This is a genomic window from Bradyrhizobium sp. GW821-FHT13H05 (assembly GCF_058804065.1).
Window position 1 is genome coordinate 170,247 of record NZ_JBXAPO010000015.1, and the last position, 14,998, is coordinate 185,244.

The 14,998-nt window shown below is 63.8% G+C and carries 15 protein-coding genes; 5 read left to right on the forward strand and 10 right to left on the reverse strand.

The annotated features are described in order from the left end of the window. Window positions 1-112: 112 nt before the first annotated feature. From AC1RR3_RS31965 to AC1RR3_RS31995, 7 genes are all read right to left on the reverse strand, one after another. On the reverse strand, window positions 113-523 hold the full coding sequence (locus AC1RR3_RS31965) for a HesB/IscA family protein (RefSeq protein ID WP_143844933.1): 411 nt from the start codon (window positions 521-523) through the stop codon (window positions 113-115). Window positions 524-586: 63 nt separating this feature from the next. Continuing rightward, window positions 587-958: an SUF system Fe-S cluster assembly protein gene (locus AC1RR3_RS31970; protein WP_008142994.1), complete on the reverse strand. Its 372-nt coding sequence runs from the start codon at window positions 956-958 to the stop codon at window positions 587-589. Beyond that, window positions 955-2,202, reverse strand: a complete 1,248-nt coding sequence (locus AC1RR3_RS31975; protein WP_492828163.1) for a cysteine desulfurase — start codon at window positions 2,200-2,202, stop codon at window positions 955-957. Before AC1RR3_RS31975 ends, AC1RR3_RS31970 begins: the two co-directional genes overlap by 4 nt. Continuing rightward, window positions 2,199-3,503, reverse strand: a complete 1,305-nt coding sequence (sufD, locus tag AC1RR3_RS31980; RefSeq protein WP_492828165.1) for a Fe-S cluster assembly protein SufD — start codon at window positions 3,501-3,503, stop codon at window positions 2,199-2,201. The genes AC1RR3_RS31975 and sufD overlap by 4 nt, the downstream gene beginning before the upstream one ends. Before the next feature lie 11 nt (window positions 3,504-3,514). Further along, window positions 3,515-4,267 carry a Fe-S cluster assembly ATPase SufC gene (sufC, locus tag AC1RR3_RS31985; RefSeq protein ID WP_492828166.1) on the reverse strand — a complete coding sequence of 251 codons (753 nt, stop codon included), beginning with the start codon at window positions 4,265-4,267 and terminating at the stop codon, window positions 3,515-3,517. 133 nt (window positions 4,268-4,400) lie between these two features. Then, complete coding sequence (sufB, locus tag AC1RR3_RS31990) at window positions 4,401-5,897, reverse strand: Fe-S cluster assembly protein SufB (protein ID WP_492828168.1); 1,497 nt, start codon at window positions 5,895-5,897, stop codon at window positions 4,401-4,403. Window positions 5,898-6,010: 113 nt separating this feature from the next. Further along, window positions 6,011-7,150 (reverse strand): cysteine desulfurase family protein, encoded by a 1,140-nt coding sequence (locus AC1RR3_RS31995; RefSeq protein ID WP_492828170.1) that lies wholly within the window; start codon window positions 7,148-7,150, stop codon window positions 6,011-6,013. A 362-nt stretch (window positions 7,151-7,512) separates the two neighbouring features. On the opposite strand from AC1RR3_RS31995, the gene AC1RR3_RS32000 reads away from it, so the two are divergent. Then, a complete protein-coding gene (locus AC1RR3_RS32000; protein ID WP_007591562.1) occupies window positions 7,513-8,160 on the forward strand; it encodes an alpha/beta hydrolase in 648 nt (215 codons plus the stop codon). A gap of 74 nt (window positions 8,161-8,234) precedes the next feature. Here the strand turns inward: AC1RR3_RS32000 and AC1RR3_RS32005 are convergent, their stop codons facing one another. Further along, the gene (locus tag AC1RR3_RS32005; RefSeq protein ID WP_492828173.1) at window positions 8,235-8,912 is read right to left on the reverse strand and encodes a glutathione S-transferase family protein; all 678 of its coding nucleotides are present in this window, start codon (window positions 8,910-8,912) and stop codon (window positions 8,235-8,237) included. 105 nt (window positions 8,913-9,017) lie between these two features. After that, window positions 9,018-10,121 (reverse strand): anhydro-N-acetylmuramic acid kinase, encoded by a 1,104-nt coding sequence (locus AC1RR3_RS32010; protein ID WP_492828175.1) that lies wholly within the window; start codon window positions 10,119-10,121, stop codon window positions 9,018-9,020. A 165-nt stretch (window positions 10,122-10,286) separates the two neighbouring features. Here AC1RR3_RS32010 and tyrS point away from each other — a divergent pair, with 165 nt between their 5' ends. From tyrS to AC1RR3_RS32025, 3 genes are all read left to right on the forward strand, one after another. After that, on the forward strand, window positions 10,287-11,540 hold the full coding sequence (tyrS, locus tag AC1RR3_RS32015) for a tyrosine--tRNA ligase (protein WP_492828177.1): 1,254 nt from the start codon (window positions 10,287-10,289) through the stop codon (window positions 11,538-11,540). A 56-nt stretch (window positions 11,541-11,596) separates the two neighbouring features. Continuing rightward, window positions 11,597-12,868, forward strand: coding sequence for an MFS transporter (locus AC1RR3_RS32020; RefSeq protein ID WP_492828178.1), 1,272 nt, complete (start codon window positions 11,597-11,599; stop codon window positions 12,866-12,868). Window positions 12,869-13,086: 218 nt separating this feature from the next. After that, the gene (locus AC1RR3_RS32025) at window positions 13,087-13,491 is read left to right on the forward strand and encodes a DoxX family protein (RefSeq protein ID WP_492828180.1); all 405 of its coding nucleotides are present in this window, start codon (window positions 13,087-13,089) and stop codon (window positions 13,489-13,491) included. 87 nt (window positions 13,492-13,578) lie between these two features. Here the strand turns inward: AC1RR3_RS32025 and AC1RR3_RS32030 are convergent, their stop codons facing one another. Continuing rightward, on the reverse strand, window positions 13,579-13,746 hold the full coding sequence (locus AC1RR3_RS32030) for a hypothetical protein (RefSeq protein WP_492828181.1): 168 nt from the start codon (window positions 13,744-13,746) through the stop codon (window positions 13,579-13,581). Window positions 13,747-13,883: 137 nt separating this feature from the next. On the opposite strand from AC1RR3_RS32030, the gene AC1RR3_RS32035 reads away from it, so the two are divergent. Continuing rightward, a partial coding sequence (locus AC1RR3_RS32035; protein WP_492828183.1) for a cache domain-containing protein occupies window positions 13,884-14,998 on the forward strand: 1,115 nt, incomplete at its 3' end.

Sequence of the window (14,998 nt, forward strand, 5' to 3'; positions counted from 1 at the left end):
TGAGCCGGGGCCCAGTCGCTCTACGGACTGAAACTATAGCGTGGGTCCCGGCTCTGCGCAGCGGCGCACACGCGCCGCAGCGCGTCCGGGACACGAAAGTAGTGGGAAGGCGTTACCCGTCGATCTTGGCCGGGCGCAGCTCAACCGACTCGCCGCAACCGCAGGCGGAGACCTGGTTGGGATTGTTGAAGACGAACTGGGCCTGCATCTTGTCGGCCTTGTAGTCCATCTCGGTGCCGAGCAGGAACAGCACGGCCTTGGGGTCGACCAGGATCTTGACGCCCTTGTCCTCGACGACCTCGTCGGTCGGGCGGACATCATGGGCGTATTCGACTGTGTAGGACTGGCCGGCACAGCCGCCATTCTTGACGCCGACGCGCAGGCCGACGATCTCGGAATCGGCGCGGCTCGTCAGCTCGCTGATGCGCTGGGCGGCGGCGTCCGTGAGCCGCATCACCTGCGGGCGTGGGCGCCGCGGCTTCGGAGTGGATGCTGGTGTCGAGCCTGACGAAATCTGGGTCATGTCAATGATGTGGTCCGTTGCGGCGCCAATTCAATGCCGAGGAGTCAAAGCAAGCGTTACGCGTCACCACATGTTGAGCACGAGGCGGGCCTCGTCGCTCATGCGTTCGGGCGACCATGCGGGCTCCCAGACCACCTTGACGTCGACCACGCCGACACCGGGAACGCTGGCGACCGCGTTCTCGACCATGGTCGGCAGCTCGCCGGCGGCCGGGCAGTTCGGCGTCGTCAGCGTCATCTGGACGTCGACAGAGCGATCGTCCTTGATCTCGACCTTGTAGATCAGGCCGAGCTCGTAGATGTCGGCCGGGATTTCCGGGTCGAACACGGTCTTGAGACCCGCGATGATCTCGGTGGTCAGACGCTCGGTCTCCTCAGGCGGCAGCGCCGACTGGGTTTCCATCGGGTTGGCTTTGATTTCGGCCGTGTCACTCATGCGAACAAATCCCGCGCCTTCAACAGCGCCTGTGCCAGATGATCGACTTCTTCCCGCGTATTATACATGCCGAACGAGGCCCGGCATGTGGCCGTGACGTTGAACCGCTCTAAAAGCGGCATCACGCAATGGGTGCCGGCGCGCACCGCGATGCCCTGGCGGTCGATCACGGTGGCGACGTCGTGGGCATGGGCGCCCTTCAGCTCGAAGGAGATGACCGGTCCCTTGCCCCTGGCGGTGCCGATCAGCCGCAGCGAGTTGATCTCGCGCAGCTTCTCCTGGGCATAGGTGGTGAGATCGTGCTCGTGGGCGGCGATGCGCTCCTTGCCGATCGAATTGACGTAGTCGATGGCCGCGCCCAGGCCGACGGCCTCGACGATCGCCGGCGTGCCCGCCTCGAACTTGTGCGGGGGATCGCCGTAGGTGACGACATCGCGCGAGACCTCGCGGATCATCTCGCCACCGCCGTTATAGGGACGCATCGCGACGAGGTGGTCGTACTTGGCCCAGAGGATGCCGATGCCGGTCGGCCCGTACACCTTGTGGCCGGTGAAGACGTAGAAATCGCAGCCGAGGTCCTGGACATCCACAGGCAGATGCACCGCGCCCTGGCTGCCGTCGACCAGCACGGGAATGCCGCGGGCGTGCGCAATCTTCACGACGTCCTTGATCGGGACGATGGTGCCGAGCGCGTTCGACATCTGCGTGATCGCGACCAGCTTGGTCTTGGCGGTCAGCAGCTTCTCGAACTCGTCGATGAGGAAATTGCCTTCGTCGTCGACCGGCGCCCATTTGATCACGGCGCCCTGGCGTTCCCTGAGGAAATGCCATGGCACGATGTTGGAGTGGTGCTCCATGATCGAGATGACGATCTCGTCGCCCTCTTTGACGTTCGGCCCGCCCCAGGACGAGGCCACCAGGTTGATGGCCTCCGTCGCATTGCGGGTGAAGATCACCTCTTCGGTGCGAGGCGCGTTGATGAATTGCGCCACCTTGGCGCGGCCGCCCTCATAGGCTTCCGTCGCGGCATTGGCGAGGTAATGCAGGCCGCGATGCACGTTGGCATATTCGCTCGTATAGGCCTGCGTCATCCGGTCGAGCACGGCGCTCGGCTTCTGCGCGGACGCTGCGTTGTCGAGATAGACCAGCGGCTTGCCGTAGACCTGCATGGCCAGCGCCGGAAAGTCCTGGCGCACCCGCGCGACGTCGTAGGCACCGTTCTTGACTGCGGGATGCGTGCTCATTGGCGACGCTCCAGCCAGCGCTCGGCAATGCCGATCACGTGCTCGCGCAAATTATCATCGGCGATCTGCTCGATTGCCTCGCCGACGAAGGCCTGGATCAGCAGCGCCTGGGCCTGCTTCTCGGGCAGACCGCGCGCTTTCAGATAGAACAGCAGGCTCTCGTCCAGCGCGCCGGCGGTGGCGCCGTGGCCGCAGGAGACGTCGTCGGCAAAGATCTCCAGCTCGGGCTTGTTGTCGGCCTCGGCTTCATCCGAGAGCAGCAGCGCGCGGATCATCATCTTGCCGTCGGTTTTCTGCGCATCGGGACGGACGATGATGCGGCCCTGGAACACCGAATGGGCGCGATCGTCGAGCACGGCGCGGAAGATCTCGCGGCTGACACAGTTCGGTACCGCATGGTCGACCACCAGCGTGGTGTCGCCATGCTCGGTCTTCTGCAACAGGTTGACGCCGTTGGCCGAGAGCTCGCTGCCCTCGCCTGCCAGCGTGATGAACCCCTGGAGGCGGCTGACGGCCGCGCCGGTGGTCATGTTGAAGACATTCAGCTTCGTGTTCGCGCCGATCGTGACGAACTGCGACGTAATGTTCACCGCGTCCGGCGCATCGTCCATCAGACGAATATGCGCGACGTCAGCATTGTCGCCGATCGAGATGATGACGGCATCGTTGACCTGGTAGGCCTTGGCACCGGCCGCGACGAAGCTCTCGATGATGGTGGCGCGAACGCCCTTCCCGACCACGATCTGCGAGCGGGTGATGGCCGAGGCCGACGCGGCGGTCGCCACATGGATGATCTGGATCGGCGCAGTGAGCTGCGCGCCGTCCGCGATCGACAGCGCCACACCGTCGGTCGCAAGCGCCGCGTTCAGCGCGATTACGGCATCGGTGGATGCGGTCTTCAGGAGACCCGCATCCTTGTCCAGCGTCTCCCGCAACGTCTTGAAGCCTGCCTCGGAGGCGAGCGCCTTGACGTCGGACAGATCGGCGACGAACACGCCATCGACCAGCACCAGCTTGCGGGCACCCTCGATCGCATTCGCCTTCACGGCGTCCGCCGCGCGCTTCAGTGCAGCCGCATCGGGCACGGCTGCGAGCGGCAGCACCTCGCCGACCAGCGCGCGCAGATCGGTGTATTTCCATTCCTCGATCCGGCGGTGCGGCAGGCCGAGACGCTCATAGGTCTCGAACGCCTCGCGGCGCGCCGCGATCACGGAAGGCGAACCCGGCAAGCGGGCTTCGGCGCTGGTGAAGAGATCGCTCACCGCGCGGCCCTTTCCGGTCTTTGCCACAGCAACGTTCATCACAAAATTCCTTACGCAGCGTCCTCGAACTGGGCGTAACCGGACTCTTCCAGCTCCTGCGCCAGTTCCTTGCCGCCGCTCTTCACGACCCGGCCCTTCGACATCACGTGCACGATGTCGGGCACGATGTAGTTCAGGAGCCGCTGATAGTGGGTGATGACGACCATCGCGCGCTTGGGCGAGTGCAGCGCATTGACGCCGTCGGCCGCAATGCGCAGCGCGTCGATGTCGAGGCCGGAATCCATCTCGTCGAGGATGCACAGGCTCGGCTCGAACAGCGCCATCTGAAGCACCTCGTTGCGCTTCTTCTCGCCGCCGGAGAAGCCGACATTGACGCCGCGCTTGAGCATGTCCTGCGGGATGTTCAGCGACTTCGAGACCTCGCGGACCTTCTTCAGGAACTCCGGCACCATCAGCTCGCTCTCGCCGCGCGCCTTGCGCTGGGCATTCAGCGCGGTCCGGAGGAAATTCATGGTGGTGACGCCGGGAATCTCGACCGGATACTGGAACGCCAGGAACACGCCCTGGGCGGCGCGCTCCTCGGGAGCCATCTCCAGCAGGTCCTCGCCCTTGAACAGGATCTGGCCGCCGGTGACCTCGTAACCGGGCTTGCCGGCGATGACATGGGAGAGCGTCGATTTGCCGGAGCCGTTCGGCCCCATGATCGCGTGGATCTCGCCTTCGTTCACGGTCAGCGTCAGCCCGTGGAGGATCTCACGCTCCTCGACACGAACCTGGAGGTCTTTCACTTCAAGCAAAGCCATCTTGTTTTTCCATCTATCCCCTCATCCCAGGGAGCGCCGAAGGCGCGTCTCGAAGGATTGAGGCCACCAATCTTTCCGGTCTCCATCCTTCGAGAGGGCCGCGTTCCGCGGCCTCCTCAGGATGAGGTCCGAGCTAGCCGACCGACCCTTCAAGCGAGATCGAGATCAGCTTCTGCGCTTCCACCGCGAATTCCATCGGCAGTTGCTGCAGCACGTCCTTGACGAAGCCGTTGACGACGAGGCCGACGGCTTCTTCCTGGCTGAGCCCGCGCTGGATGCAGTAGAACAGCACGTCCTCGGAGATCTTTGAGGTCGTCGCTTCGTGCTCGAACGTCGCCGAGGAGTTCTTGGCCTCGATATACGGCACGGTGTGCGCGCCGCATTTGTCGCCGATCAGCAGGGAGTCGCAGGCGGTGAAGTTGCGCGCGCCGGTCGCTTTCCGATGCGCGGTGACGAGGCCGCGATAGGTGTTCTGCGACTTGCCGGCGGCGATGCCCTTGGAGATGATCCGGCTCGACGTGTTCTTGCCGAGGTGGATCATCTTGGTGCCCGAGTCGACCTGCTGATAGCCGTTCGAGATGGCGATCGAGTAGAACTCGCCGCTGGAATTGTCGCCGCGCAGAATGCAGCTCGGATATTTCCAGGTGATGGCGGAGCCGGTCTCGACCTGGGTCCAGGAAATCTTGGAGCGGTCGCCGCGGCAGTCGCCACGCTTGGTGACGAAATTATAGATGCCGCCCTTGCCTTCCGAATTGCCGGGATACCAGTTCTGCACCGTCGAATATTTGATCTCGGCATCGTCATGCGCGACGAGCTCGACCACGGCGGCGTGCAGCTGGTTCTCGTCACGCTGCGGCGCGGTGCAGCCTTCGAGATAGGAGACGTAGGACCCCTTGTCGGCGATGATCAGCGTGCGCTCGAACTGGCCGGTGTTGCGCTCGTTGATGCGGAAATAGGTCGACAGCTCCATCGGGCAGCGCACGCCCGGCGGCACGTAGACGAACGAGCCGTCGGAGAACACCGCCGAGTTCAGCGTCGCGTAGAAATTGTCGGAGGTCGGCACCACGGAACCGAGATACTTCTGCACCAGTTCGGGATGCTCGCGGATCGCTTCCGAGATCGGCATGAAGATCACGCCGGCCTTCTTCAGCTCGGCCTTGAAGGTGGTCGCAACCGAGACCGAGTCGAACACCGCATCGACCGCGATCTTGCGCCTGTTGGGGTCTTCCTCACCGGGCTTGGGCTCGACGCCTTCGAGCATGGCGACTTCCCGCAAGGGGATGCCGAGCTTCTCGTAGGTCTTCAGGATCTCCGGATCGATCTCGTCGAGCGAGGTGATGGTCTTCTTCGGCTTCGGCGCCGAATAGTAATAGAGGTCCTGGAAGTCGATCTTGGGATAGTCGACGCGGGCCCAGGTCGGCTCACGCATGGTCAACCAGCGCCGATAGGCCTCAAGCCGCCACTGGAGCATCCAGGCGGGTTCGTTCTTCTTCTCGGAGATGAACTTGACGGTCTCTTCCGACAGCCCCTTGGGGGCCTTGTCGGACTCGATCAGGGTCTCAAACCCATAACGATACTGGTCGACGTCGATGCGCTTCACGCGCTCGACCGTCTCTTGCACGGCTGGCATTCTATCCTCCGCTCGCGGTTTCAAGGACCGCGGTGGATCAAACTCGGACGAGTATTACGATGTTTTTCGGCAGAAAGCACGGGCTTAGAACCGTTCAAGCCGTGTTTCGTCGCTTAGCCTCTAAGTAGGGTATTACCGAGCTTTCGCCAAGCCTCTAACGCCCGATTGATGTCCTCCGGTTCCGTGGACCAGCCCAGACTGAGGCGCACCGCTCCCTGGGCCATTGCGGGGTCGAACCCCATGGCCGAAAGCACGTGGGACGGCTGGACCTTGCCCGAGGAACAGGCCGAGCCTGAGGACACGGCCACGCCTGCGAGGTCGAAGCCGATCACGGCCGTTTCGGCCTTCAGGCCGGGCGCCGTGAACAGGATGGTATTCGGCAACCGCTCGATATCATCCGAGAAGATGGTCGCACCGGCAATGCCACGGATGCCGTTTTCCAAACGATCTCTTAGACTTATCATTCGCTCCGCATCCTCCGGCAGAGCCTGAAGCGCGGCCTTCGCCGCTGCGCCAAAGCCGGCGATGCCGGCGACATTCTCGGTTCCCGCGCGCCGGTTCAGCTCCTGGCCCCCGCCCCGCAGAACTGGATCCAGTCCAGCGAGCCCCTCGGCCATCACCAGTGCGCCGACGCCCTTGGGGCCGCCGATCTTGTGCGCAGAAAAGGTCGCAAGGTCCGCGCCTACCGCATTCATATTGAACGCAATTTTGCCCAACGCCTGGATCGCGTCGACGTGCAGGAGGCCTCCGGCCTCGTGAACGATCCGGGCGGCTTCAGCAACAGGCTGGAGCGCGCCCGTCTCGTTGTTGGCCGCCATGATGGAGACCAGGGCCGGCGGACCGTCCTCGAGCAACACCTTCAGATGATCGAGGTCCACCACCCCGGCGCGTGTCACCCTGATATGACCGACCTTGTCGACCGGGAACCGGCCACCTGCCAGCACTGAAGCATGTTCGACGGCCGAGACCAGCAGCCGCTCCACCGGCCCGCCGGACGGCCCCCGCAAGCCGGACGACAGCGCCAGCGCATTGGCCTCGGTTCCGGCGGAGGTGAACACGACATTCCGCGGCAGTGCCCCGACCGCCGCCGCAAGCGCCGCACGCGCGTCCTCGACCAGCCGTCGCGCCTCCCGTCCCTCGGCATGGACCGAGGACGGATTGCCGATCAGCTCGTAGGCAGCCAGCATCGCTGCGCGCGCCTCGGCGCGCAGCGGCGTGGTCGCATTCCAGTCGAGATAGACGCGGCTCGGCATGAAAGTAATATATTACCCTATGACGGAACCTGCTCCGCCCGCCTCACCGCCCGACATGGGCTCCTGCCGCGCACTTGGCAACCGTGATTCCGATCCATCCTGGCCACGACACGGCGGTGACGCGCTAACATCTTGAGCCGATTGCCGGATGTTCAAGATGCTTGCTTTTTGACCCACGCCTCATGTTAGAACGCGCGCGTCAAGTCACCGCGCGCCGTTTGCGCATCACCGCGAGGCGCACGCCTTCTCACCCTTCCATTCGCGCTTTCGTCGGCATCGCTGTCGACGAGGCCATAATCGGTTGATTGCCAAGGAACGTCTCCAAGCATCCTCGCTCCAGCAAATCAATCAAGAGATCACCGATGCCTGAAGTCATTTTCACCGGCCCTGCTGGCCGTCTCGAAGGCCGCTACCACCCGGCCAAGCAGAAGAACGCGCCGATCGCGATGGTCCTGCATCCGCATCCGCAGTTTCACGGCACGATGAACCATCAGATCATCTACCAATGCTACTACGCCTTCGCGCACCGCGGCTTCTCGGTACTGCGCTTCAATTTCCGTGGCGTCGGCCGCAGCCAGGGCTCGTTCGACCACGGCACCGGCGAACTGTCGGATGCGGCAGCGGCCCTCGACTGGGCGCAGACCATCAATCCCGAAGCGCGCGCCTGCTGGGTCGCCGGCTTCTCCTTCGGCGCCTGGATCGGCATGCAGCTGTTGATGCGCCGTCCCGAGGTCGAAGGTTTCATCTCGATCGCGCCGCCGGCCAATCTCTATGACTTCTCATTCCTCGCGCCCTGCCCGTCCTCGGGCCTTATCGTGCATGGCGAGAAGGACGCGGTGGTGCCGCCGAAGGACGTCAACACGCTGGTCGAGAAGCTGAAGACGCAGAAGGGCATCGTGATCGACCAGCAGGTCATCCCCGGCGCCAACCATTTCTTCGACGCCAAGCTCGAGCCGCTGATGGAGACCATCACGGCCTATCTCGACATGCGCCTGGCCAACGTGCGCTGAGGCCTTGTCGGGCTAAGACCTTGTAGCCCGGATGGAGCGAAGCGAAATCCGGGGCGACGAAACCAAGGCGCCATTCAGGCCGCGAGCTTGAGCAGATGCGCGTCGTGGCGCACGAGGAAGGCGTGCAGCAATTCCGGATAATGCGAGTCGACAGCGTTGCGCACGCTCGGGCGCTTCGCAAGCTCGACGCGCCATGCTCGCACCTTCGGCAGATCCTTGAAGATGCCGTGCTCGGTCAGCTCATCGAACAGATCGAAATAGCGGAAGACGGGGGCAAACACGGCGTCGACCAGACCGAACGCATCGCCAGCAAAGAATGGACCTGCGCTTAGCGCGGCTTCGACGCGAGTGAACTTCGCGACAAGCGCCTGGCGCTTGCTTTCGAAAGTCGCCGGATCGTTTGTCGTCTCCAGACCCCAGAGGTCGCCGAGGATCGCCGAACCGAACTCCATCCAGGCGCGGTGCTCGGCACGCTCAAGCGCACCGGCCGGATGCAGCTTCGCGCCAGCTTGCGTCTCCTCGATGTACTCGCAGATCACGTTGCTTTCGAACAGTGCGACCTCGCCCTTGTCCGTCGTCACCACCAGCACCGGCACCTTGCCGAGCGGCGACAGTTTGAGGAACCACTCAGGCTTATTCGCGAGATCGATGTCGATCCGCTCGAACGGCACGCCCTTCTCTTTCAGCGCGATCACGGCGCGCTGCACATAGGGGCAAAGCTTGTGGCTGATCAGTTTGAGCGAGGCGGTCATGGCAATGATCCCGGAGGTTGGATGCAACGGCCACCAGGATAGATGCATTTGCATGGACTCGTCAAGATCCATGCACTTGCATTAACCTCCATTGATCTCAAGACCTCAGGGCCGCGCGATTACCCCGCCGGTCATCGGCATCGGCACCCCCGTGGTGGCCGGATAGGACAGCGGCAGGCCCTTCAGGCCGCGGGCGGCGAGGAAGCCGAAGGCCTGCGCCTCGATGGCGTCGGAGGCCCAGCCAAGCGCCTCGGCGGCCTCGACGGTGGCCGAGCCCACCCGTTCCCGCAGCATCCGCAGCATGGTGAGGTTGCGGGCGCCGCCGCCGCAGACGATCCAGCTCCGCGGCCGCCGCGGCAACAGCGGGATGATGCGGGCGATGGCCGCCGCGGTGAAGGCGGTGAGCGTCGCGGCGCCGTCAGCCGGTGCGACGTCACCGAGTTTCAGCGCGGCAAAGTCGTTGCGATCGAGCGATTTCGGCGGCGGGCTTGCGAAGAACGGCAGTTCCAGGGCGCGTGCGATCCAGGCCTCGTCCACCTTTCCGAGCGCTGCGAACTTGCCTTCCGCATCGAACGCCTGGTTCACGGTGCGGTACATGAAATCGTCGAGCAGCGCATTGCCGGGCCCTGTATCGCAGGCGATCAGCGTATCGTTGCCGTCGATATAGGTGATGTTGGAGACGCCGCCGATATTGACCACGACGATCGGCCCCTCGCGCTCCAGCGAATTGGCGAGCGCGCGGTGGTAGACCGGCACGAACGGCGCGCCCTGCCCGCCAGCCTCGACGTCGGCAGCGCGGAAATCGTGCATCACGGGGATATGGATCGCTCTCGCCAGCGCCGGCGCGTCGCCGATCTGCACCGTCAGCCGCCGCTCGGGGCGGTGCAGCACGGTCTGGCCGTGGAAGCCGACGATGTCGATGTCCTCCGGCTTCATCCGGTTCTGGGCAACGAAGGCGGCCACCGCCTCGGCATGCGCCTGCGTCACCGCGCGCTCGGCCTCGGCCAGAACCCCCGGCCGGGCATCGCGCTGCGGCAAATGCACGGCCTCGCTCAGGGCCTGGCGCAGCAGGCTGCGCTCGGCCGGATTATACGGCCGGTAACCGGAGGGCCCGAACGCCTTTACCTGCTTTCCGTCGGTTTCGATCAGCGCGACATCCACCCCGTCCAGCGAGGTGCCGCTCATCAAACCGAGTGCCGTCAACATCATGGATCAGCGTCCTCAAAAGGCCCCCTCCGGCATGCCGATCTTGTGCCAGAGGGACACATCTTATAATGCCACAGCGCCAAGTGGCGGGCAGCAGTCGAGTTCCAACGGAAGACCCTTAAATTGCTCCCAAAACAGTAAACCAAGAATTGTCAGGCACGCCGACAGATGACTGCATTTAGATCGGATTTCCTCAATACCCTGCAGGAACGTGGCTTCATCCACCAATGCTCCGATTTCGAGGGGCTGGACGCCCTCGCCGCCAAGGGCGAGGCGACCGCCTATGTCGGCTACGATTGCACCGCCCGCTCGCTGCATATCGGCAACTATTTGACCATGATGATGCTGCACTGGCTCCAGCAGTCCGGCAACAAGCCGATCACCCTGATGGGCGGCGGCACCACCATGGTCGGCGATCCCTCCGGCAAGGACGAGACGCGCGCGATCCGCACCGTTGCCGAGATCGAGTCCAACAAGGAATCGATCCGCGGTGTGTTCGCCAAGGTGCTGAAATACGGCGATGGCAAGAGCGACGCCATCATGCTCGACAATGCGGAGTGGCTGACCAAGCTCAACTGGATCGAGATGCTGCGCGACGTCGGCCGGCACTTCTCGGTCAACCGCATGCTGACCATGGACTCCGTGCGGCTGCGCCTCGAGCGCGAGCAGGAGATGAGCTTCATCGAGTTCAACTACATGATCTGCCAGGCCTACGACTTCGTCGAGCTTGCCAAGCGCACCGACTGCAAATTGCAGATGGGCGGCTCGGACCAGTGGGGCAACATCATCATGGGCGTCGATCTCGGCCGACGCATGGGCACGCATCAGCTGTTCGCGCTGACGACGCCGCTGCTGACGACCGCCTCCGGCGCCAAGATGGGCAAGACCGCGCAAGGTGCCGTCTGGCTCAACGCCGACCAGTTCTCGCCTTACGACTTCTGGCAGTATTGGCGTAACACCGAGGACGCCGACGTTAGCAAGTTCCTGAAGCTGTTCACGACGCTGCCGATGAGCGAGATCCAAAAGCTCGAGGCGCTCGGCGGCTCGGAGATCAACGAGGCCAAGAAGGTGCTCGCGACCGAGGCGACCGCCCTGCTGCACGGCCGCGACGCAGCAAACGAAGCGGCCGAAACCGCGCGCCGCACCTTTGAGGAAGGTGCGCTCGCGGAGAGTCTCCCGACCGTGGAAATTCCGCGCGGCGAGTTGGACGCCGGCCTCGGCGTGCTCAACGCTTTCGTCAAGGCGGGTCTCGTCGCCTCCAACGGTGAGGCGCGGCGCCAGATCAAGGGCGGCGGCCTGCGCGTCAACGACGAGCCGGTCACCGACGAGAAGATGGCGCTGACGCCGGCAAGTCTCACGCCGGAGGGCGTGGTCAAGCTGTCGTTCGGCAAGAAGAAGCACGTCCTCATCAGGCCTGCATAGGCGTATGAGCTTTTGATGCTTGTCAGGGCGCGCCGAAACGCGCTCCCTGATGAGAAATGGATCAGAACGCGCCCAGGGAAGCGAGCAAGGAAACGAGCAAGACGGGCGTCGCGACGACGACGCGGGGCGCCGTGCGCGTCGCACTCACCGTGCTTGCACTCTGCTTCACGCTTGCCGTTCTCGGCCGCGGGCTCGGCGACAGCTTTACGGTGTTCCTGAAGCCGATCTCGGAAAGTTTCGGCTGGGACCGCGCACAGATCGTCTCGGTCTACTCGCTCACCTGGCTCGCGAGCGGCCTCACCGCTCCCTTTGTCGGGCGCCTGTTCGACCACTCCGGACCACGCATCGTCTATGCGCTCGGGCTATTGCTGTTTGGCGCAGCCTTCCTGATTGCGGCGCACGCGCAGCATCTGTGGCAATTCCAGCTTTCGATCGGCCTCTGCGTCGGCATCGGCGTCGCCTTCATCGGCATCGTGCCGAACTCGATCCTGCTCGGCCGCTGGTTCGGGCCGCGCCTGCCGACCGCGATGTCGGTGGTGTATTCGGCCATGGGCGGCGGCGTGCTGGCGCTGCTGCCGGCCTCGCAGCTCCTGATCGACCACATCGGCTGGCGCGACACCTACCAGCTGTTCGGCTTCGCAGCATTGGGCCTGCTGGTGCCGCTCATGCTGCTGCCGTGGCAGCTGTTTGCGTCGGGCTCGCCGCATGTCGTGAAGAAGACCGATCCTGACTTCGTCGACAATGGCTGGACGCTCCTCGGCGCGATGCGGCACCACGCCTTCTGGGCACTGTTCTCGACCTTCTTCTTCACCGCCGTCGGCATGTATGCGATCGCCGCCCAGATCGTGGCCTATCTGATCGATGCCGGCTTTCCGCCGCTCCAGGCCGCGACAGCCTGGGGCTTCTCGGGCGTCGTGCTGGTGTTCGGCATGCTCGGGGTCTCCGCGCTCGACGGCCTGATCGGGCGAAGGCCATCGGTGCTGCTGAGCTACGCGATCTCGATCCTCGGCATCGTCCTGCTCTGGCTGCTGCAATATTCGCCGAGCATCCTTCTGCTCACCGGCTTCGTCGTCTGCTTCGGCAGCATGATGGGCTCGCGCGGCCCGCTGATCAGCGCGACCGCGATGCGGATCTTCAGGGGCAAGCGGGTGGGCACCATCTACGGCTCGATCTCGATCGGCAGTGGCCTCGGCTCGGCGTTCGGCTCCTGGAGCGGCGGCCTGATCCACGATGCGACGCACGGCTACAACGCGCTGCTTGCCTTCGCACTTGCGAGCGTGATCCTCGGAATGATTCCATTCCTGATCGTCCCCGCCTTGCGGCGCTAGGTCTCCCGGAGGTAACCTGAGCGCATTCGCGTCACCGGGAAATTACGGATGGGGATGGCGCGAACAGCCGCAAAAAATCAGGGTCGGCGCGGCTGAAAGTCCTGCCTGCGGTGTTTTGTCCGACATGACAAAAATGTCAGCTCGAATTGACCTCGGGCAGCTTGCAGGCTGGAACTGAATACGGTCCTAGTCGCAAGCATTGGATGGAGGGCAAACCAATGAACTTTCCTTATCTCACTCGCTTTCAACCGGTTCTCTTGAGCCTGTTTCGCTTCATCACGGGGCTGCTGCTGTTCCAGTACGGTGTCGCAAAGCTGTTCAAGTTCCCGGTGCTGCCGTACTTCGCGAACATCCCGCCGATCATCTACGCGGCCGGTACAATCGAGCTCGTGCTCGGCGCACTCCTGATGATCGGCCTGTTCACCCGCCTCACCGCTTTCATCCTCTCCGGTGAAATGGCCTTCGCCTATTTCATGGGCCACATGTTCAAGGGCGAGACGCCGGTAGTCCTGCCGCTGCTCAATGGCGGCACCGCGGCGATCCTGTTCTGCTTCGCCTGCCTCTATCTCTCGGCAGCCGGCGGCGGTTCGGTCAGCGCCGATGCAGCGATGGGCAAGGACTAGCGACTCGACCTGCGTTCGCTTGGCACTGACGCGCGCGCAATTGACGCACAAATAACGGATGGCACCGGCAAACCTTGCCGGTGCCGCCTACCGCGTCCCCAGCACGTTCCAGATGAGAACGAGGGCCGCGACGAGCAGCACGGACATGATGAGGCGGTGAACGAATCGGTTCATTGCGGGTCCGGCCAGGCTTGATGACCACCAAAGTCTGAGATCGATCTGCTCCAGCATGCGTGCTGAGGCGCGGCGGCGCATGTCCGTTTGCCTGCACGATTGCGCATGAGGCTGCGTACCGTCATGCGGGCGGCCGGCCGCCAAATGGCCATGTTCATGAATGGTAAGCACTTCATGCTACCAATGTTGATAATAACAACCATTTTCTAGGGGCTGTGATGAAGCTGCTGAGCCATCTGAAGATCCGCACCAAGCTCGCCAGCATGGTCTGTCTCGCGGCACTCACGGTCACAGCCATCATCGGCGTATCGGCCGTGCTCAGCAAGAGCCGCATGATGGAAGACCGCGTCCAGCAGATGCGGACCGCGGTAGAGCTCCTCTACAACTACGCACAATCACTCCAGGAAGATGTCACCGCAGGCAAGCTGACGCTGCCGGAGGCGAAGTCCCGCTTCCACGAGCGCGGCCGGCGCATGAGCTTCAACGGCGGCCAGGGCTATCCCGTGGTCTACAATCCCGACACCTCACTGTTCGTGAACGGCGCCAATCAGCAGCTCGAAGGCAAGATCACCGGCGCGATCGACTCCAACGGAGTCCTCATCGCCGACGCGATCCTCAAGGCCGGAGACCAGAATGGCGGAGGCGTGGCCTCCTACCTCTATCCCCGCCCCGGCCAGACCGAACCGGTGCGCAAGACCGTGTTCGCGCGCAAATTCGCGCCCTGGAATGCGACAATCAGCTACGGCCTCTATGTCGACGACATCGATGCCGACGTGCGCGCGCTGACGCTGGAGCTCGCCGCGATCGGTGTCGGCCTGATGCTGCTGATGGCCACGCTATCCTGGCTGATTGCCCGCGACGTGCTCAGCGCGCTCGATCGCCAGAAGACCCGCATGCAGGAGATCGCCGACGGCTCGATTGACAAGCCGGTCGAGGAAACCGATCGCGGCGACGAGATCGGCCGCATGGCCGAGACGCTCGAAGTACTCAGGCAGACCGCACTCACGGCCCGGACCCTCGAAGCTGAGCAGGCCGCCAACAAGACTCGCAGCGAACAGGAGAAGCGCGACGCCCTGATCTCGCTCGCCGACCGCTTCGATGCCTCCGTCGGCCAGCTCGTCGGCCTGATGGCCTCCGGCTCCGGCGAGCTCGAGACCACCGCCAAGTCGATGTCGTCCACCGCCGAAGGCACCAACCGCCGCGCCGCCGTGGTCGGTTCGGCCGCCAACGAAGCCAGCCAGCGCGTCCAGACCGTGGCCTCCGCCGCGGAGGAACTGTCCTCCTCGATCACCGAGATCAGCCGTCAGGTCGCGCAATCCGCCGAAGTCACCGG

Coding starts and splice junctions, on each gene's coding strand:
- sufB (WP_492828168.1), bottom strand. CDS start 5,897: ATGCCAGCCGTGCAAGAGACGGTCGAGCGCGTGAAGCGCATCGACGTC.
- AC1RR3_RS31965 (WP_143844933.1), bottom strand. CDS start 523: ATGACCCAGATTTCGTCAGGCTCGACACCAGCATCCACTCCGAAGCCG.
- AC1RR3_RS32000 (WP_007591562.1), top strand. CDS start 7,513: ATGCCTGAAGTCATTTTCACCGGCCCTGCTGGCCGTCTCGAAGGCCGC.
- AC1RR3_RS32005 (WP_492828173.1), bottom strand. CDS start 8,912: ATGACCGCCTCGCTCAAACTGATCAGCCACAAGCTTTGCCCCTATGTG.
- AC1RR3_RS32030 (WP_492828181.1), bottom strand. CDS start 13,746: ATGCGCCGCCGCGCCTCAGCACGCATGCTGGAGCAGATCGATCTCAGA.
- sufC (WP_492828166.1), bottom strand. CDS start 4,267: ATGGCTTTGCTTGAAGTGAAAGACCTCCAGGTTCGTGTCGAGGAGCGT.
- AC1RR3_RS31975 (WP_492828163.1), bottom strand. CDS start 2,202: ATGAGCACGCATCCCGCAGTCAAGAACGGTGCCTACGACGTCGCGCGG.
- AC1RR3_RS31995 (WP_492828170.1), bottom strand. CDS start 7,150: ATGCCGAGCCGCGTCTATCTCGACTGGAATGCGACCACGCCGCTGCGC.
- AC1RR3_RS32025 (WP_492828180.1), top strand. CDS start 13,087: ATGAACTTTCCTTATCTCACTCGCTTTCAACCGGTTCTCTTGAGCCTG.
- AC1RR3_RS32010 (WP_492828175.1), bottom strand. CDS start 10,121: ATGATGTTGACGGCACTCGGTTTGATGAGCGGCACCTCGCTGGACGGG.
- AC1RR3_RS32020 (WP_492828178.1), top strand. CDS start 11,597: ATGGATCAGAACGCGCCCAGGGAAGCGAGCAAGGAAACGAGCAAGACG.
- sufD (WP_492828165.1), bottom strand. CDS start 3,503: ATGAACGTTGCTGTGGCAAAGACCGGAAAGGGCCGCGCGGTGAGCGAT.
- tyrS (WP_492828177.1), top strand. CDS start 10,287: ATGACTGCATTTAGATCGGATTTCCTCAATACCCTGCAGGAACGTGGC.
- AC1RR3_RS31970 (WP_008142994.1), bottom strand. CDS start 958: ATGAGTGACACGGCCGAAATCAAAGCCAACCCGATGGAAACCCAGTCG.